The 24577-nt window shown below is 37.8% G+C and carries 18 protein-coding genes, 1 tRNA gene and 2 other annotated features; of the genes, 16 read left to right on the top strand and 3 right to left on the bottom strand.

Annotated features, from left to right (window positions below; all coding sequences use genetic code 11):
* Positions 1–3: 3 nt before the first annotated feature.
* The 14 genes from hflX (at position 4) to IGL23_RS08540 (ending at position 19492) form a co-directional block, all read left to right on the top strand.
* Positions 4–1245 carry a GTPase HflX gene (gene hflX / locus IGL23_RS08605; RefSeq protein WP_002384319.1) on the top strand — a complete coding sequence of 414 codons (1242 nt, stop codon included), beginning with the start codon at positions 4–6 and terminating at the stop codon, positions 1243–1245.
* Between the two features lie 202 nt (positions 1246–1447).
* The gene (locus IGL23_RS08600) at positions 1448–1831 is read left to right on the top strand and encodes a MerR family transcriptional regulator (protein WP_002388239.1); all 384 of its coding nucleotides are present in this window, start codon (positions 1448–1450) and stop codon (positions 1829–1831) included.
* Between the two features lie 42 nt (positions 1832–1873).
* Positions 1874–3214 carry a type I glutamate--ammonia ligase gene (glnA, locus tag IGL23_RS08595; protein ID WP_002356929.1) on the top strand — a complete coding sequence of 447 codons (1341 nt, stop codon included), beginning with the start codon at positions 1874–1876 and terminating at the stop codon, positions 3212–3214.
* Positions 3215–3472: 258 nt separating this feature from the next.
* A complete protein-coding gene (nifJ, locus tag IGL23_RS08590) occupies positions 3473–7204 on the top strand; it encodes a pyruvate:ferredoxin (flavodoxin) oxidoreductase (protein ID WP_033594285.1) in 3732 nt (1243 codons plus the stop codon).
* A 196-nt stretch (positions 7205–7400) separates the two neighbouring features.
* Positions 7401–8285 carry a diadenylate cyclase CdaA gene (gene cdaA / locus IGL23_RS08585; protein WP_010708823.1) on the top strand — a complete coding sequence of 295 codons (885 nt, stop codon included), beginning with the start codon at positions 7401–7403 and terminating at the stop codon, positions 8283–8285.
* Complete coding sequence (locus IGL23_RS08580; RefSeq protein ID WP_002356934.1) at positions 8282–9445, top strand: CdaR family protein; 1164 nt, start codon at positions 8282–8284, stop codon at positions 9443–9445. Before cdaA ends, IGL23_RS08580 begins: the two co-directional genes overlap by 4 nt.
* Positions 9438–10793 carry a phosphoglucosamine mutase gene (gene glmM, locus IGL23_RS08575; RefSeq protein WP_033594286.1) on the top strand — a complete coding sequence of 452 codons (1356 nt, stop codon included), beginning with the start codon at positions 9438–9440 and terminating at the stop codon, positions 10791–10793. The genes IGL23_RS08580 and glmM overlap by 8 nt, the downstream gene beginning before the upstream one ends.
* Before the next feature lie 229 nt (positions 10794–11022).
* Complete coding sequence (locus tag IGL23_RS08570; RefSeq protein WP_002356937.1) at positions 11023–11574, top strand: ECF-type riboflavin transporter substrate-binding protein; 552 nt, start codon at positions 11023–11025, stop codon at positions 11572–11574.
* 100 nt (positions 11575–11674) lie between these two features.
* Positions 11675–13381 (top strand): ABC transporter ATP-binding protein, encoded by a 1707-nt coding sequence (locus tag IGL23_RS08565; protein ID WP_033594287.1) that lies wholly within the window; start codon positions 11675–11677, stop codon positions 13379–13381.
* A complete protein-coding gene (locus IGL23_RS08560; RefSeq protein ID WP_002356939.1) occupies positions 13378–14211 on the top strand; it encodes an energy-coupling factor transporter transmembrane component T family protein in 834 nt (277 codons plus the stop codon). The genes IGL23_RS08565 and IGL23_RS08560 overlap by 4 nt, the downstream gene beginning before the upstream one ends.
* 443 nt (positions 14212–14654) lie before the next feature.
* Positions 14655–16463: a glutamine--fructose-6-phosphate transaminase (isomerizing) gene (gene glmS / locus IGL23_RS08555; RefSeq protein ID WP_033594288.1), complete on the top strand. Its 1809-nt coding sequence runs from the start codon at positions 14655–14657 to the stop codon at positions 16461–16463.
* 268 nt (positions 16464–16731) lie between these two features.
* Positions 16732–18012 carry an aminoacyltransferase gene (locus IGL23_RS08550; protein ID WP_430619639.1) on the top strand — a complete coding sequence of 427 codons (1281 nt, stop codon included), beginning with the start codon at positions 16732–16734 and terminating at the stop codon, positions 18010–18012.
* 48 nt (positions 18013–18060) lie between these two features.
* Positions 18061–18351 carry a hypothetical protein gene (locus IGL23_RS08545; protein ID WP_002359936.1) on the top strand — a complete coding sequence of 97 codons (291 nt, stop codon included), beginning with the start codon at positions 18061–18063 and terminating at the stop codon, positions 18349–18351.
* A gap of 175 nt (positions 18352–18526) precedes the next feature.
* The gene (locus IGL23_RS08540; protein ID WP_033594290.1) at positions 18527–19492 is read left to right on the top strand and encodes a hypothetical protein; all 966 of its coding nucleotides are present in this window, start codon (positions 18527–18529) and stop codon (positions 19490–19492) included.
* Positions 19493–19579: 87 nt separating this feature from the next.
* On the opposite strand, the gene IGL23_RS08535 is transcribed toward IGL23_RS08540, so the two are convergent.
* The 3 genes from IGL23_RS08535 to IGL23_RS08525 form a co-directional block, all read right to left on the bottom strand.
* Positions 19580–19759 (bottom strand): hypothetical protein, encoded by a 180-nt coding sequence (locus IGL23_RS08535; RefSeq protein ID WP_002383739.1) that lies wholly within the window; start codon positions 19757–19759, stop codon positions 19580–19582.
* A 213-nt stretch (positions 19760–19972) separates the two neighbouring features.
* Entirely contained in the window at positions 19973–21463 is a 1491-nt protein-coding gene (locus tag IGL23_RS08530) for a glucosyltransferase domain-containing protein (RefSeq protein WP_002390283.1), read from the bottom strand.
* A 156-nt stretch (positions 21464–21619) separates the two neighbouring features.
* Positions 21620–21692 (bottom strand) — tRNA-Thr (locus IGL23_RS08525).
* 208 nt (positions 21693–21900) lie between these two features.
* Positions 21901–22146, top strand: a binding site (T-box leader).
* Positions 22147–22466: 320 nt separating this feature from the next.
* Positions 22467–22718: a binding site (T-box leader), on the top strand.
* Positions 22719–22803: 85 nt separating this feature from the next.
* Here IGL23_RS08525 and IGL23_RS08520 point away from each other — a divergent pair.
* The gene (locus IGL23_RS08520; RefSeq protein ID WP_002356948.1) at positions 22804–23874 is read left to right on the top strand and encodes a methionine ABC transporter ATP-binding protein; all 1071 of its coding nucleotides are present in this window, start codon (positions 22804–22806) and stop codon (positions 23872–23874) included.
* An 18-nt stretch (positions 23875–23892) separates the two neighbouring features.
* Positions 23893–24573: a methionine ABC transporter permease gene (locus IGL23_RS08515; RefSeq protein WP_002359998.1), complete on the top strand. Its 681-nt coding sequence runs from the start codon at positions 23893–23895 to the stop codon at positions 24571–24573.
* Positions 24574–24577: the final 4 nt, after the last annotated feature.

Below are 24577 nucleotides of genomic sequence, written 5' to 3'. Positions count from 1 at the left end.
GCGATGACCACTCATGAAAAAGTGATTCTAGTAGGAGTTGAGACGGAAAAAAATTATCAGACATTTTCTGCATCAATGGAAGAACTGGCGAATTTAACGGAAACCGCTAATGGAGAAGTGGTGTTTGTTTTAACGCAAAAACGACCACAAGTCGATCGACAAACCGTAATCGGTAAGGGGAAATTGGAAGAATTAATTCAATTAATAGATGCCTATGAAGCGGATCTTGTGATTTTTAATCATGAGCTCACACCGCGCCAAAATCAACTGTTATCTGAAGCGTTAGCTGTGCGAGTAATTGATCGTGTACAATTAATTTTGGATATCTTTGCTTTGCGTGCGCGCTCCAAAGAAGGAAAGTTACAAGTTGAATTAGCACAATTGGATTATTTATTGCCTCGCTTGGCTGGGCAAGGAAAACAGTTGTCACGACTTGGAGGAGGTATTGGGACACGCGGGCCTGGTGAAACGAAATTAGAGTCGGACCGCCGCCACATTCGGAATAAAATCTTAGGCATCCGTCGTGAGTTAAAAGAAGTCACTGCTCATCGTGAACGAAGCCGCCAGAAAAGACAAAATTCAGAACTATTTCAAATTGGCTTGATTGGTTATACCAATGCTGGCAAATCAACTATTCTCAACATGTTGACAACAGCAGGAACTTATTCAGAGGATCAATTGTTTGCAACGTTAGATCCTTTAACTAAAAAATGGCAATTGCCTCAAGGCATGGAAGTTACGCTGACCGATACGGTCGGCTTCATTCAAGATTTACCAACACAACTGATTGAAGCCTTTCAGTCGACATTGGAAGAAAGTCGGACGATGGATTTACTGCTCCATGTGGTGGATGCAAGTGCGCCAGATCGTTTACAACATGAACGCACAGTTCAAACATTGATTAAAGAATTAGCATTGGAAAATATTCCATGCTTGACGGTTTATAATAAAAGAGATCAAGTGGACAGCAAAGAATTTGTCCCAACCTTATTTCCCAATGTATTGATCTCAACTAAAATTTCTGAAGATAAAGAACGACTGGTTCAAGCTATCCGTGCCCAAATGATGGAATTACTCGAGCCTTATCAATTAGAAATTAGCCCAACTGACGGACAAATATTAAGTGAACTTCGCCGGATGACACTAATGATTTCAGAAGAATATGCTGAAAATGAAAATCGGTATATCGTGAAAGGCTTTGCGAAAAAAGAGTCTAAATGGTTGGCTGAATCCGAAAAAGAATAAAAAATGGTAAGTTGATTAGAAATGATTTGTAAAAACAAATCATTTCTATTTTTTTGGTTAGCAGGAGAAAATCAGCCATGAAAAGATGGAAAAGTCCATATTTATCAGGTTTTTTGTTTTATGTTAGAAAATCTAACATAAGTTCTTGACAATTTGTCATTCTATTGTTATTCTAAGAAATAACTAAGAGAGGAGGATGGAGATGAGAGAAAAAGAGTTACGCCGTTCCATGTCAGTTTTTCCAATTGGTACAGTTATGAAACTAACGGATTTGACCGCTCGACAAATTCGCTACTATGAAGAACAGGGATTGATTCATCCAGAACGTAGTGAGGGCAACCGACGCATGTATTCTTTAAATGATATTGATGTTTTGTTAGAAATTAAAGATTATTTATCTGATGGATTGAACATGGCAGGGATTAAGCGTGTGTATGAAATGAAATTAGAGGAACAAAAAAACACCGCCGAGGCAACTCGTCCGTTAACCGATGCAGATGTTCGTCAGATTTTATACGACGAAATCCTTTCGCAAGGAGGACTTACTCAGCAAAATCCGTTCCAATCGAATGTACCAAGGCTTTAACGTTTCAGCAGCCAATAAAAATGAAGGATGGGGATCAGACCGATGACAAGAAAAGCCAAAACGGCAGAAGAGATTAAACATATTGCAGAAGAAGAAAACGTACGTTTTTTACGACTAATGTTTACCGACATTATGGGAACAATTAAAAATGTTGAAGTTCCTGTGAGTCAGCTAGATAAAGTATTAGATAATAAAATGATGTTTGATGGGTCATCCATCGAAGGATTCGTTCGTATCGAAGAAAGTGACATGTATTTATACCCTGATCTATCTACATGGATGATTTTTCCGTGGGAAAGCGACCATGGAAAAGTTGCGCGCTTAATTTGTGATATTTACAATCCTGATGGTACCCCTTTTGCCGGAGATCCCCGCGGTAATTTAAAACGCGCCTTAGCAGATATGAAAGAATTAGGCTTTACTTCTTTTAACTTAGGACCAGAACCAGAATTTTTCCTATTTAAATTAGATGAGAATGGTGAAATTACCACTGACTTGAATGATAAAGGTGGCTATTTTGATTTTGCGCCAACCGATTTAGGTGAAAATTGTCGCCGTGATATTGTTTTAGAGTTAGAAAGTTTAGGCTTTGAAGTGGAAGCTTCGCATCATGAAGTAGCACCTGGTCAACATGAAATTGACTTTAAATATGCTGATGTAGTTGATGCTTGTGACAATATTCAAACATTCAAATTAGTTGTGAAAACTATTGCGCGCAAACATGGCTTGCATGCAACATTTATGCCAAAACCTTTGTTTGGAATTAATGGTTCTGGCATGCACTGCAATATGTCATTATTTAATGAAGAAGGTAATGTTTTTTATGACGAGTCAGGAGAGATGGGCTTAAGTCAAACTGCGTATCATTTCTTAGGTGGTTTATTAAAACATGCCCGTGCCTATACTGCGGTATGTAACCCAACAGTGAACTCTTATAAACGCTTGGTACCAGGTTATGAAGCACCTGTTTATGTAGCTTGGAGCGGCAGAAATCGTTCACCACTCATTCGAGTTCCTGAATCTCGTGGTTTATCGACTCGTTTAGAGTTACGTTCTGTCGATCCTTCAGCGAATCCGTATTTAACAATGGCAGTCTTATTACAAGCAGGTTTGGATGGTATTCGTAATGAACTTACGCCACCGCCAGCAGTTGATCGTAACATTTATGTGATGAATGAGGAAGAACGTCAACATGCACAAATTGAAGATTTGCCATCAACCTTACACAATGCCATCAAAGAATTACGTAAAGATCAAGTAATGATTGATGCATTAGGTCGTCACATTTTTGCCAATTTTGTAGAAGCAAAACGAATGGAATGGGCAGCCTTCCGTCAAACCGTTTCTGAATGGGAAAGAGAACAATATTTGGAGTTGTACTAAAAGTCGTTACTTTTAATAATCTTAATGTTTAGAAAGAGGAAGATAAGCCGAAACGCTTATCTTCCTCTTTCGTTCTTTAGTTTGTGAATGAATAGATAATTTCTGTTTCACAAAATAAAGTAATTTTAATTCAGTGAAATAGTTTGTTTATAGGGGATAAAGTGGTTTTTCTCTCAATTTCTCTTTTATTTTTAAGCAAAAAAATTGACAAAATCTTTCATAATTTGTGAAATTCCGCTATAATAAACAAGAATATGCGTGCAACTATTCTATTTTTTAGATATAAAGGATGAGAAAAACATGCGGAAAATGAAAACAATGGATGGGAATGCAGCAGCAGCTTATATTTCCTACGCCTTTACAGAATTAGCAGCCATTTATCCAATAACACCAAGTTCAACAATGGCTGAGCTTGTTGATCAGTGGTCGGCCGAAGGTAAGAAAAATGTCTTTGGTCAACCTGTGAAAGTAGTCGAAATGCAATCGGAAGCTGGTGCTGCCGGCGTGGTCCATGGCTCTTTAAAAACAGGCGCGCTTACCACGACCTATACGGCTTCACAAGGGTTACTTTTAATGATTCCTAATATGTACAAAATAGCTGGAGAACTATTACCATCTGTTTTTCATGTGGCGAGCCGAGCTTTAACCACGAATGCTTTAAATATTTTTGGTGATCAAGGAGACGTAATGGCCGCACGCCAAACAGGCTTTGCTATGTTGTCAGAAAGCAGTGTGCAAGAAGTGATGGATTTGGCACCAGTGGCTCACTTGGCTTCGATTGAAGCGAGTGTTCCATTTATGAACTTTTTTGATGGCTTTAGAACAAGTCATGAAATTCAAAAAGTGGCAGTTCTTGACTATGAAGAATTAGCACCCTTAGTAAACCAAGAGAAATTAGCCGAATTTCGTCGTCGGAGCATGAACCCGAATCACCCTTCCGTTAGTGGAATGAACCAAAATCCAGATATTCACTTTCAACAACGAGAAACAATTAATCCTTATTATGAAAAATTACCTGGTATTGTTCAAAAATATATGACAGAAATTAACCGGTTACGGGGAACCAATTATGATTTGGTGACGTATTATGGCGCAGAAGATGCAGAAGAAGTGATTGTCACAATGGGTTCAGTTGCACAAACAATTGAACAGACTGTTGATTATTTACAACAACAAGGAAGAAAAGTTGGCTTCCTTAATGTCCATCTTTATCGACCATTTCCAGTTGAAACATTTCTCGAAAAAATACCACAATCAGTTAAAGCAATTGCTGTCTTGGATCGGACGAAAGAGCCCGGTGCTGGTGGTGAACCGTTATTATTGGATATCCAAAGTGCGATGTATGAAACGGATATTCGCCCAACGATTATTGGTGGGCGCTATGGTTTAGGTTCTAAAGATGTGCTGCCAAATCAGATTGTTGCGGTTTTTGATGAATTAATGAAAGAACGTTCTGCCATGAAGAAGCGTTTTACAATTGGGATTGATGATGATTTAACTTATACTTCATTAGAAGTTGGCAAACCACTTGATTTGACGAATCCGAAAACCTATCAAGCTAAATTTTGGGGCTTTGGTTCTGATGGGACAGTAGGGGCGAACAAGTCAGCAATTAAGATTATCGGTGATCATACAGACAAGTATGCACAAGGCTTTTTCTATTATGATTCAAAAAAATCAGGCGGGTTGACCGTTTCTCATTTACGTTTTGGCGAGACGCCTATTCGTTCAACGTACCTCATTGAACATTCTGATTTTGTGGCTTGTCATACAGCCGCTTATTTGCATACCTATGATTTAGTACAAGGGTTAAAAAAAGGCGGGACTTTCCTCTTAAATACCATTTGGAATGATGAACAACTAGCGCGTTTTTTACCAAATCAATTAAAACGGTATCTAGCTGAAAATGAGATTCAGTTTTATACAATCAATGCAGTGAAATTAGCTAGTGAAGTCGGACTAGGCGGGCGAATTAATACCGCGATGGAAACAGCTTTCTTCAAATTAGCGGAAATTATGCCTTTTGAGCAAGTGTTGCCAATTTTAAAAGAAGAAGCACTGAAAAGTTATGGTCATAAGTCCATGAAAGTTGTCGAAAAAAATATTCAAGCAATCGATAAGACCGTTGAATTGTTGCATCAGGTACCTGTTCCAGCAGAGTGGAGAACGCTTGAAGTTCAACCGCGAAAACGTTCAGAAAATGTTAGTGATTTTGTTCATGAAATTGTTGAACCGATTAATCGTCAAGAAGGCAATGCGTTATCTGTTGCGACACTAGCGAAAAATGGGATGACAGATGGGCGGATGCCTTTGGGAACTGCGGCAGTTGAAAAACGTGGGGTTGCATTAGAAGTACCTGAGTGGATTAGCGATCGATGTACTATGTGTAATGAGTGTGCCTTTGTATGTCCCCATGCGGCGATACGACCATTCTTAGCCGATGAAGAAGAAATGACTGAAGCTCCAGAAGGATTCATTGTGCGTGATCTACGTGGTGCCGACGGCTTGAAGTATCGTATCCAAGTCTCAGTCAAAGATTGTACTGGCTGTGGACTTTGTGTTGAAGCCTGTCCAGCTAAAGGCAAAGCTTTAGTAATGAAACCTTATGAAGAAGAAAAAGAGCAGGCTATGAACTGGGCGTTTGCTATGACGTTACGTCAAAAGGAAAACCCAGCAAAACCGAATACTGTTTTAGGTTCGCAATTTAATAAACCTTTATTAGAGTTTTCTGGTGCTTGTTCTGGTTGCGGCGAAACGCCTTATGTTAAATTATTGACGCAAATGTTTGGTGACCGAATGCTGATTGCTAATGCCACAGGTTGCTCATCGATTTGGGGTGCTGCAGCGGGTGTGACACCATACACTACTAATGAACAAGGACGAGGTCCAGCTTGGTCAAATTCTCTTTTAGAGGATAATGCCGAGTTTGGTTATGGCATGTTGTTAGCAACGCAAGCGCGTCGCGAACGTTTAGCTAGTAAAATGACCAAAGCTTTTTCTGTAGCTAGTGATTCTTTACGTTTATTGATGGAAGATTGGATAGCACATCTGTCCGAAAGTGAAGGTACGCAACAACGTGCAGCTAAATTACGTGCAGCTTTGCTTGAAGAAAAAACGAATCAACCTTTATTGGAAGCAATTTATGACGATCAAGATCTTTTTGTTAAACCAAGTCAGTGGATGATTGGTGGGGACGGCTGGGCTTACGATATTGGCTACGGCGGTATTGACCACGTGTTAGCTAGTGGCGCGGATGTAAATATGTTAGTTTTAGATAATGAAGTCTATTCCAATACAGGTGGCCAAACTTCCAAAGCAACTCCTGCATCAGCGATTGCGAAATTTGCTGCCAGTGGGAAGTATGCCTCTAAAAAAGATTTAGGGATGATGGCAATGACTTATGAAAATGTCTATGTCGCTCAAATTGCCTCAGGTGCAAACCAAATGCAGACGATTAAAGCTTTTGAAGAAGCAGAAAAGTTCCCTGGACCATCGATTATTATTGCTTATACGCCATGTATTACACATGGTTTAGCGGGTGGGATGAGTCAAACGTTGAAAGAAGCGAAAGACGCAGTTTATTCAGGTTACTGGTCTTTATATCGCTATAATCCATTATTGCGAGAAAAAGGCAAAGAACCAATGACACTGGATTTCAAAAAACCAGATTTTTCATTAATGAAAGAGTTTATGCGCCAACAAGTTCGCTTTGCGTCCTTAGAATCTAGTCAACCAGATACAGCGGAGTTGTTATTTAATAAAACAATTAACGATGCTAAGAGACGGTTCTATAATTATGCTCGTTTAGCTGGTCAAGAAGAAAAAATTCGAGCAAAACTTGAAAAACAAAGTGAACCAGAAATAAATACGCCAGAGAACGAGAAGCCACGAGTGAAAAAAGAACGCGTAGTTGATCCGGAAGCGGAAGCAAGAAGGGCTGCCCGCCGCGCAGAACGAGCAGCCAAGAGAAAACAACGTGAGCAAGATTAAATAGAAGTCAAAAAAACGTGTCTGAGCTTTTTGCTTAGACACGTTTTTTAGTTAGAAATGCGATTTTTTGATGAAAAATTTCAGGTTATTTGAAAAAGTTCCTAAATTTTTTTGATGTTTCCGCTTGCGTTCTGTGATGAAAGAAAATAATGTGGTATACTTGTTAGGAAATCTTGAGAGAGAAGTGAGGGGTATGATGTCGTTTCAATTGAATCAATTATTAGATTTGAATTATTGGCAGCAAGTCATCTCAACGGATTTCTTATCTAAGGATTTTGTTATCAATATCATAGATATCCTAGTCGTATGGTACCTCGTTTACAAATTAATCATGCTTGTTCGTGGAACAAAAGCAGTCCAACTATTAAAAGGTGTCGCTGTTTTTATCATTATCCGCATTCTAAGTGAGATAATTGGTCTACATACATTATCTTGGTTAATGAATCAAGTCATCATGTATGGTGTAATCGCCGCGGTTGTTATTTTTCAACCAGAAGTGCGAAGAGGGCTGGAACATCTAGGGAGAAGTTCGTTTTTCCGCCCGAATAAAGGTGCGCAACAAGAAGATGAGCGTATTATTCAGGCCTTTGACAAAGCCATTCAGTACATGTCAAAACGGAAAATTGGTGCTTTGATAACCATTGAACGCAATACTGGTTTAGATGAATACATTGAGACAGGTATTGATTTGGATGCCGATATTACTGGTGAATTACTGATTAATATTTTCATTCCAAATACACCACTACATGATGGTGCAGTGATTATCAAAAATGAAAAAATTGCTGTTGCTAGTGCGTATTTACCGCTATCAGAAAGCAATTTAATTCCAAAAGAATTTGGAACGCGCCATAGAGCCGCAGTCGGTATCAGTGAAGTCAGTGACGCCATTACGATTGTTGTTTCTGAAGAAACTGGTGACGTTAGTTTGACGTTGAACAACGAATTAATTCCTGGCCTAACGCAAGAAGAGTATTTAACAATTTTGCGTAAGGAGTTAATTTCGGAATCATCGGAAGATAAAAAAAGTGCTTTACAGCATTTTATCGATGATGTAACAAAGGGGGGGAAACGCAAATGAGAAAAGCCTCCCAAAAAAGCTGGTTTAATGGTTTGCTTTCATTGCTGTTTGCATTGTTGTTATTTTTTAATGCCAATGCAACAGGCAATAATCCCTCCAATTCAGGTTCAAGCCAAACGTATAGTGAAACACTGAATAATATTCCTGTCCAAGTCCAATACGATAAAGACAAATATTATGTCTCTGGATTTGAAGAGAGTGTAAATGTTCATTTACGTAGTGCGAACCGCATTCAATTAAACATGGAATCAAATGCTGACACACGAAATTTCCAAGTGGTCGCAGACTTAACCAAATTGCCATTAGGGACTTCGGAAGTACCTTTGACAGTTCGAGGACTAAGTTCAGCTGTTACAGCTGAAATTGAACCGAAAACAGTGACTGTAACGATTGAAAAGAGAGTAACAAAAAAATTCGATGTAGAAGCACAACTTTCTGATAACATTGAAAAAGAAGGGTACAAAGTAAAAAATATTTCTGTAGATCCAAAAACTGTAGAAGTAACAACTGGAGAAGAAACAGCGAAAGCAATTGATAAAGTGATTGCGCCAGTCTCAAGTGCCAAACAAACAATTGATACGATTAAACAAACGGTAAATGTTCAAGCGCTAGATGCCAAAGGTCAAGTCCTAAGTATCGAAAATCCAGCACCACAAGTCAAAGTAACAGTAGGCTTAACTGCGCCAACAAAAGATGTACCACTGAATGTTAGTATGACAGGTACGCCACCTGCTGGGATCGCTCATTACAATTATAGTTTATCAACGTACCAAGTTAGGGTCAGTGGCCCGCAATCAATTTTAGATACGCTAGAATCAATTGAGGTACCGGTAGATATTTCTGATATTCGCAAAGAAACAAAACAATCAGTGACTATTCCCGTTAATGGAGAATACGTAGTTACACCAGATGAGGTTGACGTTTCTTTGAGCCCCGTGTACAATCAGCAACAGTCATCAAATACAAATGAAACTTCAGAGGAACCTGCAAGTTCAACAACGGTTGGCTCAGGTAGCCAAGCAGTACAACCAAGTACATCCAGTCAAGTAGAATCAAATACTTCTGAAACAACAAGTGAGGGATCAACAGTAGAAAGTACAACTGCTGGTTCAACTGAAAATACAGAGAATCAAGTGACTAAGGAGAATCAAAATGGGTAAATATTTTGGAACAGATGGTGTAAGAGGAATTGCAAATAAGGAGTTAACACCTGAATTAGCTTTTAAATTAGGGCGTTACGGTGGTTATGTGTTGAGTCAACATGAAGATAGTTCAAGAAAACCTCGTGTTCTCGTGGGCCGCGATACACGTATTTCAGGTGAGATGTTGGAACAAGCATTGATTGCTGGGTTATTATCAGTCGGGATTGAAGTTTTCCAATTAGGGGTGATTTCAACACCTGGTGTAGCATATCTTACTCGTTTACAAAAAGCATCCGCTGGCGTAATGATTTCAGCTTCACATAATCCAGCGGAAGACAATGGGATTAAGTTTTTTGGGGCAGATGGCTTCAAATTAGTAGACGATCAAGAAGCAGAAATTGAAGCATTGTTAGACGCAGAAGAAGACACCTTACCAAGACCTTCTGCAGAAGGCTTAGGCTCATTAGATGAATTTCCAGAAGGCTTACTAAAATATTCGCAATTTTTAGTTCAAAGTATTCCTGGCGATTTAGCAGATATGGCTGTTTGTTTAGATGCGGCCAACGGAGCAACTGCAACAGCAGTCAATCGTGTCTTCGCGGATTTAGAGACAGATTTCTATACAATGGGAACAAGTCCTAATGGATTGAATATCAATGATGGTGTGGGTTCCACTCATCCTGAAGCTTTGGCAGAAATGGTTGTTGAAAAAGGCGCAGATGCTGGTTTGGCTTTCGATGGCGACGGTGATAGAATTATTGCAGTCGATGAATTAGGACGAATTATCGATGGTGATAAAATCATGTATATTTGTGCTAAATATTTAGCTGAGAAAAAACGTTTGAAAAAAGATACAATCGTTACAACGGTGATGAGTAATCTAGGTTTCCATAAAGCTGTAGAAGAAATTGGCTTAAAAGATGTGGTAACGCAAGTGGGTGACCGCTATGTTGTAGAAGAAATGCGTAAAAATGATTACAATTTTGGTGGCGAACAATCTGGTCACATAATCTTTTTAGATTACAACACAACAGGTGATGGCATGCTTTCAGGGATTCAATTGTTGAATGTTATGAAGCAAACGGGCAAAAAATTATCTGAATTAGCGGATGAAGTGACGATTTATCCACAAAAATTAGTCAATATTCGTGTCACAGATAAAAATGGTGCAATGGAAGTTCCGGCAATCAAAGCAGTTGTCGAACAAGCAGAAGCAGAAATGAATGGCGAAGGTCGTATTTTAGTTCGTCCTTCTGGAACAGAACCATTGTTACGTGTGATGGCCGAAGCGCCAACACAAGAAAAAGTTGATTATTACGTTGATAAAATTGCCGAAGTAGTACGTGCAGAAATCGGCGTTGAATAAGAACCAATTAGAAACCAGACACTTAATGCTAGCTTGCGTTAAGTGTCTGGTTTCTTTGTTGGAAATCAAAAAAAGAAAATAGCTAATAAGCTCCGTCTATCATTGACATAGAGCGGTTAAAAGGGTACTATTTTAGAAGTAAGATGCACCGCGTATCTTCTTTTTTTATTTGATAAAATCAAGAAGGGAGCGGCTGTAAATCAATGGAGTTATAGAATGGAGGAGCGAAATGAAAGAAAAAATGTCCGTCAAGACAATTGTAGCAATTGGAATTGGCTCTGCAGTTTTTGTTATTTTAGGTCGATTCGTTGTAATTCCAACTGGGATTCCTAATACGAACTTAGAAACGTCGTATCCATTTCTTGCTTTAATGTCAGTTGTTTTTGGACCAGTAGCTGGAGGGCTAATTGGTTTGATCGGTCACACGTTAAAAGATTTTACCACGTATGGTAGCGCTTGGTGGAGCTGGATTATTTGTTCAGGAATTATTGGTATTATTTTTGGCTTCGCTGGTCGTAAAATGGATCTTCAACATGGTGAATTTACAACAAATGACATGGTGCGTTTCAATATTTTCCAAGCCTTTGGCAATATCGTCGTTTGGGGCTTAATCGCGCCTAGCTTGGATATTTTGATTTATAGTGAACCCGCAAGTAAAGTGTTTACACAAGGTGTATTCGCGACTGTTTCAAATATTGTCGCTGTGGGGATTATTGGAACATTGTTGATGAAAGCTTATGCATCAACAAGAACAAAGAAAGGCAGTTTATCAAAAGATTAAGAAACTGTCGAAATAATTTAAATGGTTAAGGGTCTGCCCTAGTAATTACTTTGCTAATGCTCAGACCCTTTCTTTTATGGAGAAACTGAGGTGAGGCCGAATGAAAAAACCAATCATTACTTTTAATAATTTTTCCTTTCAATATCATAGCCAATCTGAACCGACATTAAAGGGGATTCAATTAACCATCTATGAAGGAGAAAAGGTTTTAATCGTTGGGCCTAGTGGTAGTGGTAAATCAACATTGGCGCAATGTATCAACGGGTTAATTCCCAATATTTATGAAGGTGAGATTCAAGGAACAGCTACGGTTGCTGGTAAAAATATCCAAGAAACAAGTCTATTTGATTTGTCTTTTGATGTAGGAACTGTTTTGCAAGATACCGATGGGCAGTTTATCGGTTTAACGGTTGCTGAGGATATTGCTTTTGCTTTAGAAAACGATGCAGTTGAACAAGCAGAAATGAAAAAAGCGGTCCATAAATGGTCCGAGATTGTTGAGCTGAATCAGTTATTGCAACACCGTCCACAAGATTTGTCAGGTGGTCAAAAACAACGTGTATCTATGGCGGGCGTTCTAATTAACCAATCAAAAATTTTACTTTTTGATGAACCTTTGGCTAATCTTGACCCACGAGCGGGACAAGAAACAATGACTTTGATTGACACCGTTCAACAAGAAACAAAAGCGACTGTTTTAATAATAGAACATCGCTTAGAGGACGTTCTTTGCGAATCAGTTGATCGAATTATTGTCATGAATGAGGGCGCAATTATTTCTGATACAACGCCAGATGAATTGTTACGTCAAGATACGTTGACCCAACAAGGGATTCGTGAACCTCTGTACGTTACAGCCATGAAATATGCTGGGATTGATTTAACACAAGTTAGTCATTTAGACAAATTAGCCGAAGTATCAGGCGAAACGGTTTTGCCTAAAATGACACAGTGGTCTGTCCAACCTAGTTCAGTTAGTGCAGTCAAAGGAGCTGAACTATTACGTTTGGAACAAGTGTCCTATCAATATGATCGTCACGGTGAAAAAGTGTTAGATGACTTCTCAGTAACTATTCATCATGGAGAAATGATCAGCATTGTAGGAAAAAATGGTGCCGGGAAGTCTACACTTTCTAAAATAATTTGCGGGTTCATCACGCCTCAATCGGGCAAGATTTTATGGGAGGGACAGGATTTTTCCAATTATTCAATCAAAGAACGTGCAGATAAAATTGGTTATGTGATGCAAAATCCCAATCAAATGATTTCTAAAAAAATGATTTTTGAAGAAGTAGCTTTGGGATTAGTTTTACGAGATGTGCCACAAGCAGAAATTGAGGAACGTGTGACGAATATTTTACATATTTGTGGGCTGTATCCCTTCCGGAACTGGCCGATTTCTGCGTTGAGTTTTGGGCAGAAAAAACGGGTAACTATTGCATCAATCTTAGTTTTAGAACCTGAATTATTAATTTTAGATGAACCAACAGCTGGGCAAGATTTTAAACATTATACAGAAATGATGACATTTTTAGAAGAATTGAACCGCTTAGGTGTGACTATTTTAATGATCACTCACGATATGCACTTAATGTTGGAATATACAACACGTGCGTTAGTAGTTTGTGATGGACGTTTACTAGCAGATGCGACTCCAGTTGCTGTTTTAACAGATGAAAAATTAATTCAAGCAGCTTCTTTAAAAGAAACAAGCTTGTTTACCTTTGCTAAAGCGTTAGGCTTGGAAAATCCCTTGCTATTTACGGAAAAATTTGTTGCTTACGATCGTGAGGTGCGTTTTGGATGAGTGAACGACAAATGTTAGGCTATCATCCTGATTCAACCTGGATTCATCGCTTAAATGGCACAAGCAAATTAGTCTTTTTAATCGTTGTCTCTGTGGCTTGCATGACCACGTATGATACTCGTTATCTGTTAGGAATGTCTGTGGTTTCGCTTGTTTTGTTAAAATTATCAAATATTAAATGGCATCAAATATCTTTTGTTATTAAATTTATTGCTATTTTTTCTTTGTTAAATATCTTAACGGTTTACCTTTTTGCACCTGAATATGGGGTTGATTTATATCAATCACGTACCGTTATTTGGGAAGGAATCGGACGGTTTACTTTGACACAAGAAGAATTATTTTATGAATTTAATTTAGTTTTAAAATATTTCTGTACGATTCCGTTGGCATTAATCTTTTTATTAACAACAAATCCTAGTGAATTTGCCTCCAGCTTGAATCGAATTGGTGTGAGTTATCGGATTAGTTATGCAGTAGCGCTGGCTATTCGTTATATTCCCGATATCCAAGAAGATTTTTTTAATATTTCTTTAGCACAACAAGCGCGGGGCTATGAGATGTCTAAAAAGGGACGGTTAGGCCAACGAATCAAAGGCGTAGCACAAATCGTTTTACCCTTAATTCTATCTAGTTTAGATCGAATTGAAACTGTGAGTACCGCTATGGAATTAAGGCGTTTTGGTCAAAAGAAAAATCGAACGTGGTATGCGCAACAACCTTTTCATCTGCGTGATTTTTCGGTAATGATACTTGCCTTATGCTTATTAGGAATCAGTTTCTGGTTGTTCCATGTGAATGGTGGCCGGTTTTATAATCCATTCCAATAAATAACAAATTGATAAGGTTCTATAAATAGAACGGATATTTTTTTATTATTAAGAATCTAGTACTTTCTCTTACTATGAGTGTACTAGATTCTTTTTTTACAACTTTAAAGAACTAGACCAATTTTCGTTTTTTTAGATTTTTGTTGACAAGTACCTACTTTTAATTGTATGATTGTTTATGTTTCTACGGAATATATTTACAAAGGAGGTATATAGACCAATATAGGATAGCGCCAGACCTGAACGTTCAGGTGACGAGGAGAGAGCTTATCGAAGATTCGGCGGGTGGCTCTAGGGACTGCACTCTACAGATAACAAAGAAAAACTAATTGTGAAGTTAGAACAAAGCGGTTATCACGCAGGTAGAAACATATAATGGGATTTGCTAGTTAAACAGGACCTAGTAAATACAGAATTTCAATTGGAAAGTAGGAATTAGCATTATGTGTGGAATTGTCGGAATGATTGGAAAAGAAAATGTCACGGAAAGTTTGATTCAAGGATTAACAAAATTGGAATATAGAGGTTATGATTCTGCTGGGATTTGTGTGAATGATCAAAGCCAACAGCCCCATGTAGTTAAGGCAGTTGGGGGCATTGCCGATTTAGCAGCAAAATTAACGCCAGAAATCGATGGAACAGTTGGTATTGGTCATACTCGTTGGGCCACTCATGGCGAACCAACTGTCGCCAATGCACATCCCCATGTTTCAAGCGATCAACGCTTTGCATTAGTGCATAATGGTGTCATTGAAAACTTTGAAGAATTAAAAGAACAATTTTTAAGTGGTGCTCACTTAATTGGTGATACAGATACTGAAATCGTCGTTCAATTAATTGCTCATTTTGCTGAAAATGGTTTTTCAACAAAAGATGCTTTTAAAGCGGCTTTAGCCGAAATTAAAGGTTCATACGCTTTTGCATTAATGGATAAAATGGACCCCAATACTATCTACGTAGCGAAAAATAAAAGCCCGTTACTTATCGGTCTAGGTGAAGGCTTTAATGTTATTTGTAGTGACGCGATGGCGATGATTAAAGAAACCAATCAATTTGTTGAGATTGTTGATGGTGAAATTGTAACTGTTACAGCGGACAAAGTAGTAATCGAAACGCCAGAAGGACAAGTAATCAACCGAGAACCTTTTGAAGCGCAATTAGATTTAAATGACATTGAAAAAGGAACATATCCGTTTTATATGCTCAAAGAAATTGATGAACAACCTGCAGTGATGCGTAAAATTGTTCAAGCGTATACTCAAGGTGAAAAAGTGACTTTAGATGAGGCGTTACTTGAAAAAATTAATCAATGTGACCGAATTTACATTATTGCTTGTGGGACAAGTTATAATGCAGGTTGGGTCGGAAAATCTTTAATTGAAACGATTGCCAGTATTCCTGTGGAAGTTCATTTATCAAGCGAATTTGGCTACAACATGCCTATTTTATCTGAAAAACCGTTCTTCATTTTCTTAAGTCAAAGTGGTGAAACGGCAGATAGTCGCCAAGTACTGGTACAGGTTAATGAATTAGGGCATCCATCACTTACATTAACAAATGTTGCTGGCTCAACATTATCACGTGAAGCGGACGATACCTTGTTATTACACGCAGGACCAGAAATTGCTGTCGCTTCCACCAAAGCTTATACTGCTCAAATCGCTATCTTAGCTATTTTAGCAAAAGCAATTGGCGAAGAACGCCAAACATTAGCAGCCGTCTCATTTGATGTGGCTCACGAATTGAGCGTGGTAGCAGCTGTCATGGAAACCTTGATTGATGAAAAACAACAAATGAAAGCCTTGGTGGAAGATTATCTGACGTATACTCGAAATGCCTTCTATATAGGGCGAGGAGTCGACTATTATGTGTCGATGGAAGCGGCCTTGAAGTTGAAAGAAATTTCCTACATTCAAGCAGAAGGCTTTGCGGCAGGTGAATTGAAGCATGGAACGATTGCCTTAATTGAAGAAGGAACACCTGTGATTGGGATTGTGACAGATGCCAAAGTCGCAGCCCATACAAGAGGCAATTTAAAGGAAGTCGAAAGTCGTGGAGCAAGAAATATTGTGATTGCCTTGGAATCCTTGGCAAAACCACAGGACCAACTGATTATTCCAGATGTTCATCCGTTACTTTCTGCCTTAGTTAGCATTGTTCCAGGCCAATTATTAGCGTACTATGCAACCTTACAAAGAGGCTACGATGTTGATAAACCAAGGAACTTAGCCAAAAGTGTAACTGTTGAGTAAATCAAGAACCTGAGAGAAAGATGTTCAACGGGTTTTCATGAGTTTTAATATCTGAGACAAAAATCACTTTAGATTTTTGTCTCAGATATTTTTTATAAAAGAAAGATATTTAGTCAAAAATGAAAGATTCCAAAGAAATTCTTTTTTTCCGTTGAAAACTGTTTGCATTTTAGCAAAATTAGATATAATTAATAAGAACCGAAAAATAAGAATTAGCCAGTGAGGTAACTTTGTTTGAAAGAAAGCAAAAAGTAGGTTAAGCTGAAAAGTGCTAATTTATTTAACAAAAAAAGATTGTGAGTTGTTTGATATGGATCAGTTTAGTACATTAACTGAACAAGAATTTACTACCTTTGCAATGACACATCCTGCAGGTAACTTTTTAGAAACACCCGAAATGAAACATTTATTGGAACGACGTGGCTGGCATTGTGAATACGTTGGCGTCAAACGAGAAGGCCAACTAATTGCTGCGTGTATCCTAAGCAAGAAAAAAGTCAAAATTGGTTATGCTTTCGACATTGACGGCGGAATTTTGATGGATTATACAGATAAAAAATGTGTAGAAGCCTTTTTCACAGGCTTAAAAAAATATGTGAAAAAAAATGATGGCCTTTATTTAACCTTTACTCCAAATAAACAAATTTGTTTACGTGATTTTAATGGCGGTGAAGTTGAAAAGGTCAATCAAGAAACATTTGACTATTTCACATCAATTGGTTTTGAACACCAAGGATTTGATGTGCACAATTTTGATGGCGCGCCACGTTGGCTGTTTGTCAAAGATATGGCTGGATTAACAGAAGAAGAGCTTTGGAAATCTTATGGAAAAGATGCTAAATATGACATCAAGAAAACATGGGAATATGGAGTAACAACCCGAGAACTTCGTTACGAAGAGCTACCTCTCTTTAAGAAATTAACGGAAGAAACAAGTGCACGGCGTAATTTTGAAGATAAGGATTTAGCTTATTACCAAGCTGTTTATGAAGAGTTTGGCGAACGAGCGAAATTTATGGTGGCGGAACTAAACTTTGCTACTTATTTAGAAAATCTTCATGAGAAATTACGCAAATTACAAGAGACGCTCAACGAAGTCAATGAAGCGTTAATTGCCAATCCTAAAAGCCGTAAAAAAAATAACCAGAAACGTGAATTTGAAGATGAAGTTCGTACCGTGCGTAAACGGATTGACGAGGCTAAAGAAATGAAAACATCAGATGAACCTGAAATTTTAGCGGGCGCCTTATTCATTGTTCATCCACAAGAAGTTGTTTACTTGTTTAGTGGTACGTATGAAAAATATAAACAATACTATGCACCGTATTTAATTCAACATAAAATGTTAACTTACACAGTAGAAAATAACATTGCCAAATATAATTTTTATGGCGTTGACGGTGTCTTTGATGGAAGTGATGGGGTTCTTAAATTCAAACAATCCTTTGGCGGTCATGTCGAAGAATTAATGGGCAATTTCCAATGGAAAGCCAAACCGATGAAATATGCCTTATACCACGCATTAAAAACAATTAAAGAAAAAGTCTAAAATTAAAACCTAATCCTTAAAAAGGAATGGACAAAGTGAGGCGTTTAAATGGAAAATCAAGTCGAGGTTATGACGTATGCACAGTTAAAAGAAATTATGCAGGCGTTAGAAGCAAACGAAGCGATTACAGAAGATACAAAAGTCTTTATTGATACAGGCTGGGATAGCGTGCAAGAAGTAGCCCCAGATGCGGTCAGTATTGAAAAAGTTGCTAAATTTACAGTAGCAGATGTTTTAACAAACGAAAGTTTTGCTGGGTATAGTTTAGAAGAAAAGGCGGAGAAGATGAACGCTGAGGGCGACCTAGAAACGGCAATTATTATTCGTAATCTTTACTAAAAAAGTCCGTTTGAATAGTTAAAATCGAGGTCGGGACAGAACCGTTTAGCTCCGAGCAACGCGTAGTGTTGGTTCTGTTCCCGCCGGTTATCAGGTTTTGAGCCTGGAGCAAAAATCCAAAGTGATTTTTGTCCCAGGCTCATCTGCTTTAAATAAGAAATAAAGGAGGTTAGATATGAGTACCATTCATGAATTTCCAAAAAACTATGAACGTTTTATTGCACAAGGAGAAGAAGCACTTGTAGAACATAATCAGATCGCCGCTTTAGAAAATTTTCAACAAGCCTATCAGCTACAACAAACGCCGCCAGTAAACCAAAAAATTGTCCAATTATTGTTGGAAATGGGTGAAGCTGACGAAGCACTAGCATTGGCAGAAGCGTTCCAAGAAACTTATTTTGAGAACCTTGAAACAGCGGCAATTTATATGCAAATTTATAGTCAAAGTCGTCGCTTTATTGAAGGGTATATTTTATTGAAGCAATTACTTCAAACTAAAAAAATAACGCTAGCACAACAAAAAACGTTAGAACAGCAATTAATGCAAGTGGAAGAGGCGTATCAACAATTAGAAACGCAGCAAATTCAAGCAATTAAAAGGAACTTGTTAGTAAGCGATCAATTGCCCGTTTATCAACAATTAGCGAACATTAAAACCAGTTTATATTTGCCTAAACCAGTATTTGTGGAAGTCGCAAAAGATTTAGTTATGAACCAAGCACTTAGTTATTTTGCTCGGGAATGGTTCATTGAAGAATTAGCACTGTTGCAATTTTCAGAACCACTGACTTTTCTTTGGTATGACAATCAGCCTCAGACAGTCTTACTAGAAGGAAAAACTGGACCGTTAAATACGCCGATCTATTCCGAAATTTGTACTGAACTTAGGAATCGTTTAGAAAATGATGATCCAATTATGCTGCAGCATTTGGAAGAAGAAATTCGGTTGCATCTTGCCTATTTGTATCCATTAGCAGAGACGGTTATTTCAGATCCAACTATCTGGGTCTTGGGTTATTTGGCAACCTATTATCCTGAATATATTGAAAAAGAATTGACTGAAGAAAAAGGCCATCAAATCGCTGCTGTTCAAAATGTTCAACAGGCGATACGAACGGCTTTTACACAAATAATGCTTTAAAAAATGGCACGTCCTAAAAGCGAGGACGTGCCATTTTTTCGGTTTCAGAAATTTGCTGAATCTGCTCTAATTGCTTTTCTTGACTGATTATTGCGGATAATAGAAAAAAGCAAGACAGAAATAAGTAAAAAGAATTCCTTGAATCAAGCAAATCACAACGAACAATGGCGTTGCTCCTGGAAAAGAATCAGAAATCCGTGTAATTAAAAATTCAACTAACCACAAAATCATTGAAAATAAAAATAATTTTTTCTGACGAGTTCTCATAGTCCGCAACAACCTTTCTGGTGATTTTCACTTCTCTATCATAACATAGAAAACGAGCTGTTTTTTCTCAAAAATTTTGTTACTTCATAAGAAAAATGGGAAATAAGCAAGTTTCAGGAAGTAATAAATGTACCCGAAAAGAATACTTAATCCATCTTAATCAAACCATACAGTCACGTTTATTGCAAAAGAAGTGTTTTTGGATGGAACAAATTATTTCATAAACACAAATATTTCTTTGTTGTTTGTATAAATGTCATAAAAGTGATTACTTACTACTTTTTGATTTTTAGACATATCCGTATCGGTCAGTGGTGCCATCTCTACTCCTAAATTCGATGAAGTATTGAACCAAACGTAATTAGGGAAGTATAGACCGTCATTTGGTGGCACAATTTTTGAAAGAATTGGGTAGTTTCGACTTGTATTAGCATAAACAGTTGAATTTTTGAAAAACGTATTTAAATAAACTTTTTTTCGTTCGTTTGTTACAACATTTTTTAAATCATCTGTTAAAACAGCTGCTTGGCGATTGAATGCTTCTTTTTGATAGTTTAATGTGGAAGAATACACCAAAACAAACGATAAAATATAATAAGATAACAAGCTGGCCACAAGTAACGAAGTTAGATAAATTGCTTTCACTTGTCGATTGTTAAATAAACTTAACATGCTGATTGTAACAAAAACAGCAAATCCGTAAATATAGCGAGGCGCATCACCAGCGATATTTCTTGAATAGACAATAAAAATACCAAAACTTAAGAGAGAAGCAAGTCCTAAATACAAGATACAATAAAGGAAACTTAAGCCTAAGTTGATTTTGCTATTTGCTAGATGACTAATAAAAAATAAAACAAGCAGTAGGAGCAGTAATAAGAGCCATAAACGATTACTCTGGTTCAATAGCTCTGAAAAATAATGGTAACTATTTTGATAAGCCACACTTGGAATATCGTGCAAACTTGGTAAGGCCTGACTGCCCCCAATGTTGTTTGTTGCGGAAGGTACAAATTTTAACTCGATAAGGTAGCTGACTATAGAAAGTAGATAAGCGATAGCAGCAAGTGCGACTTTTTTACAAAGAGCAATGAAATTTTCTCCAGCAAGTAACTGCTTGAAAGTAAGGAATAAGACGATAACTATATAAATTCCTGACGAGGCTTGGTAAGTATTAAACATAACAAACAGTGAAAAGACAGAAACCAAGAAAAACGTAAAAGAATTACGCTGCCACCAATAAAAAGGAAGAAACGAACAAAAAATACTCAATGCCATATAGGGACTATCAAACCTGAAACTAAGACATTGGAGGAACCAAGGATTGAGGCCAATTAAAGTAGCTACTAAAGAGGAACCCCAGCTAATTTTTTGGTCATTGATGATATAAATTGCCAGTATGCTTGTGAGAGATAAGATAAGACCTGTTAGAATCGGTGTGGTCAAGCCCAGATCTGTCAAATGACGACTTCCTTGAACAAACCATGAGAGAAATTCACTGCCCCAACGTGCGTAAGTCGTACCAAAATCTGTCATTCCAGCGACTTGGCGAGCATTATCATCTAAGTAAGGGAAATTGATAATGCCGATGGATAAAACTGCCACTTGATAAATTAAAATGATCAATAGAAGATAGGCTTTATTTTCAATACACCAATTCTTTAAATCAAATTTTTTTGATTCTGTAGGTAATTGTTTCATCATTGTACTCCACTCCAATAATTATTTAACAATTAAAATATACCATAACGAGTGGAATGAAGAAATTGCTTTTGTTATTTTCTCATCTTGACAGAACACTAAGGGTAGGCAAAACAAAAAATCCCAACTCTTTATTAAAGAGTTGGGATTTTACCAAAAAGCCACCTGCCGGGCTTGAACCGGCGACCCCCACCTTACCATGGTGGTGCTCTACCAACTGAGCTAAGGCGGCGTTTTTAAAGGCTACACTGCGACGAGTAATCGTCAAAATTCCTTTTGAAAAATCGTACAAATCTCGTGCACAAGAAATAGAATAACGTATAGACGAAAGTTTGTCAATTGCTCTTTCGTAAAAAAAAGAAAAATGATTTTTTTCTGAGAAAAACTGTTGACAATCTCTTTTTTCTCTAGTAAAGTGTAAATCAACATCACAGATAACTATTCATTCGTTGAAGAGAAGAGTAAATTTTGATGACCTTCAAAAGAGAGTCCTGATTGGTGAAAAGGGACAAGGTTCAGAAAAGTTGAAGATGGCCTCTGAGAATAAATTGCTGATAAGTAAGCAATTTCGGCTAAGCACCCGTTACCATGTGCACCAAGTTAATAAAGACTTGGATAAGAGATGAGATATAAAGAATCAGTTATATTTCGAAAAAAGGTGGTACCGCGAATCATTCGCCCTTTACTAGCAAAACGCTAGTGAAGGGCTTTTTGCTGTGAATCACTACGACTGGCGCGAAGCGACAGAGCAGATGATGTCTGCGATTACTCGACGCAGGATGGTCTTTGTGAGTGATGAACAGTACAAGGTGACCGAAGGGCAAGTTGTGTCATTTGCACGAAAGTGTTCCTACGATTCTCGTCACAGTCAAATCCTGTTGAGCACTACGACTGATGCAAAGAGAGAGTAGCTATTATCTGCGATTACTCGATGCTTGAAGGGGTAGTAACTCTAGTCTGTTTGATTTTGAAAATAAACGAAAATCAGTTTAAAATGAATAGAAATAAAAAAGCAGTGATATAGTAAGTACAAGACTTGATTTGTCTAACAGAGAGCCTAGGTAGCTGAGAATAGGTGACAAAGACGTTTTGGAAAATGGCTATTGAGCAAGCGCTCCGAGTGTTAAACACAAGGCGGCGACGGGGGCTCCCGTTATCGAGCTAGGGTATCGAACATGTTGTTCCGTACTTGAAAAAGGGAATTTGTGTGAGCAAATTCTGAACATGAGGTGGTAACACGCAAAAAAGCGTCCTCAACGATACAACTTGAGTTGTGTCGTTGAGGATGCTTTTTTCTTTTTTATGAAAAAATGCAGGTTGGTAAGAATGAAGGGGGATAAAGAATGATTGAACTAAAAAATATCAGTGTGACATTTCAACAAAAAAAACAAGAAATTCAGGCTGTCCAAGATGTTTCTTTGACAATTGATAAAGGGGATATCTACGGAATTGTTGGTTATTCCGGTGCTGGAAAAAGTACGCTAGTACGGGTAATTAATTTATTGCAACGACCAACAGCGGGCACCGTTATTATTAACAAAGAAAATATTTTAACTTTTTCTAAAAAGGAATTACGACAACAACGAAAAAAGATTGGAATGATTTTTCAACATTTTAATTTGATGAAAGAGCGGACCATATTTAGTAATATCGATTTTTCATTAAAATATTCTGGGCTAAGTAAAAGTGAACGGCGTCAAAAAATCAGCCATTTATTAGAGCTAGTTGGACTAAGTGAAAAACGGGACGCTTACCCCAGTCAACTATCAGGAGGGCAAAAACAGCGGGTTGCGATTGCCCGCGCTTTAGCAAATGATCCTGAAATTTTACTTTGTGATGAAGCGACGAGTGCGTTAGATCCAAAAACAACGGGACAGATTTTAGCCTTGTTAAAAAAGTTAAATCAAGAACTGAACTTGACGATTGTCTTAATCACCCATGAAATGCAAGTGGTTAAAGAAATTTGTAATAAAGTCGCGGTGATGGAAAATGGCTGCGTTGTCGAATCAAACGATATTGTTTCGATTTTTAGTCAACCCCAACAACCTTTAACCAAAGATTTTATTCGGACAGCAACTCATATTGACCAAGCATTAACCACGATTCTTGAACATCCTAAATTAGCTGATTTAGATAAAAATCAAGAATTAATTGAATTTTCTTATGTGGGAGATCAAACGAACGAGCCATTAATTGCACAATTGTATAGCCAATATCAGGTATATACAAATATCCTTTATGGCAATGTCGAAATTGTTCAAAACGTTCCTATTGGCCATTTAATTGTGGTGCTTTCTGGTGATGAGGCCCAGCGTCAACAAGCCCTTACTTATTTAGCGAAACAAGGCGTGCGAACCAATGTTTTGAAAACCTATCAGCAAACGAAGCAAAAGCAGAATTTACAGGTGATTTAAAAAAGGAGTGAACTGAGAATGTATCAATTATTTGAGAAATATTTTCCGAATGTCGTTCAATTAAAACAAGAGTTTCTTCAAAGTACATGGGAAACATTATACATGGTTTTTTGGACAGCCTTAATTGCTGGTGTGTTAGGAGTCTTGTTGGGTGTCGTGCTTGTTAGTACTGGCCCCAGTGGTGTTTTGAAAAATCCACCCCTGTACAGTGTCTTAGAAAAAATTATTAATGTTTGCCGCTCTATTCCTTTCATTATTATGCTCGCACTGATTCAACCATTAACACGAATTTTGGCAGGAACGACAATTGGTACAACCGCAGCGTTAGTCCCATTAGTTATTGGCGTAATCCCGTTCTTCGCGCGCCAAATTGAAAATGCGTTATTAGAAGTGGATCCTGGCGTTATTGAAGCGGCAGAAGCCATGGGGACGAGTCCCTTAGGGATTATTTTTCGGGTTTATCTAATTGAAGGGTTACCAAGTATTATTCGTGTTTCAGCGGTGACAATTATTAATTTGATTGGATTAACAGCCATGGCAGGAGCGATTGGAGCCGGTGGTCTGGGCAACTTAGCGATTACTCGAGGATACAATCGGTTTCAAACCGATGTGACATTTATGGCCACGTTAATTATTTTAATTATGGTATTTATCAGTCAAGCCATTAGTAATCAATTAATCAAAAAAACATCACATTAGAAAA

The organism is Enterococcus sp. MSG3299 (assembly GCF_050555765.1).
In the GTDB taxonomy this organism is placed as follows: domain Bacteria; phylum Bacillota; class Bacilli; order Lactobacillales; family Enterococcaceae; genus Enterococcus; species Enterococcus faecalis.
This window is presented reverse-complemented; position numbering and strand designations above follow the sequence as displayed.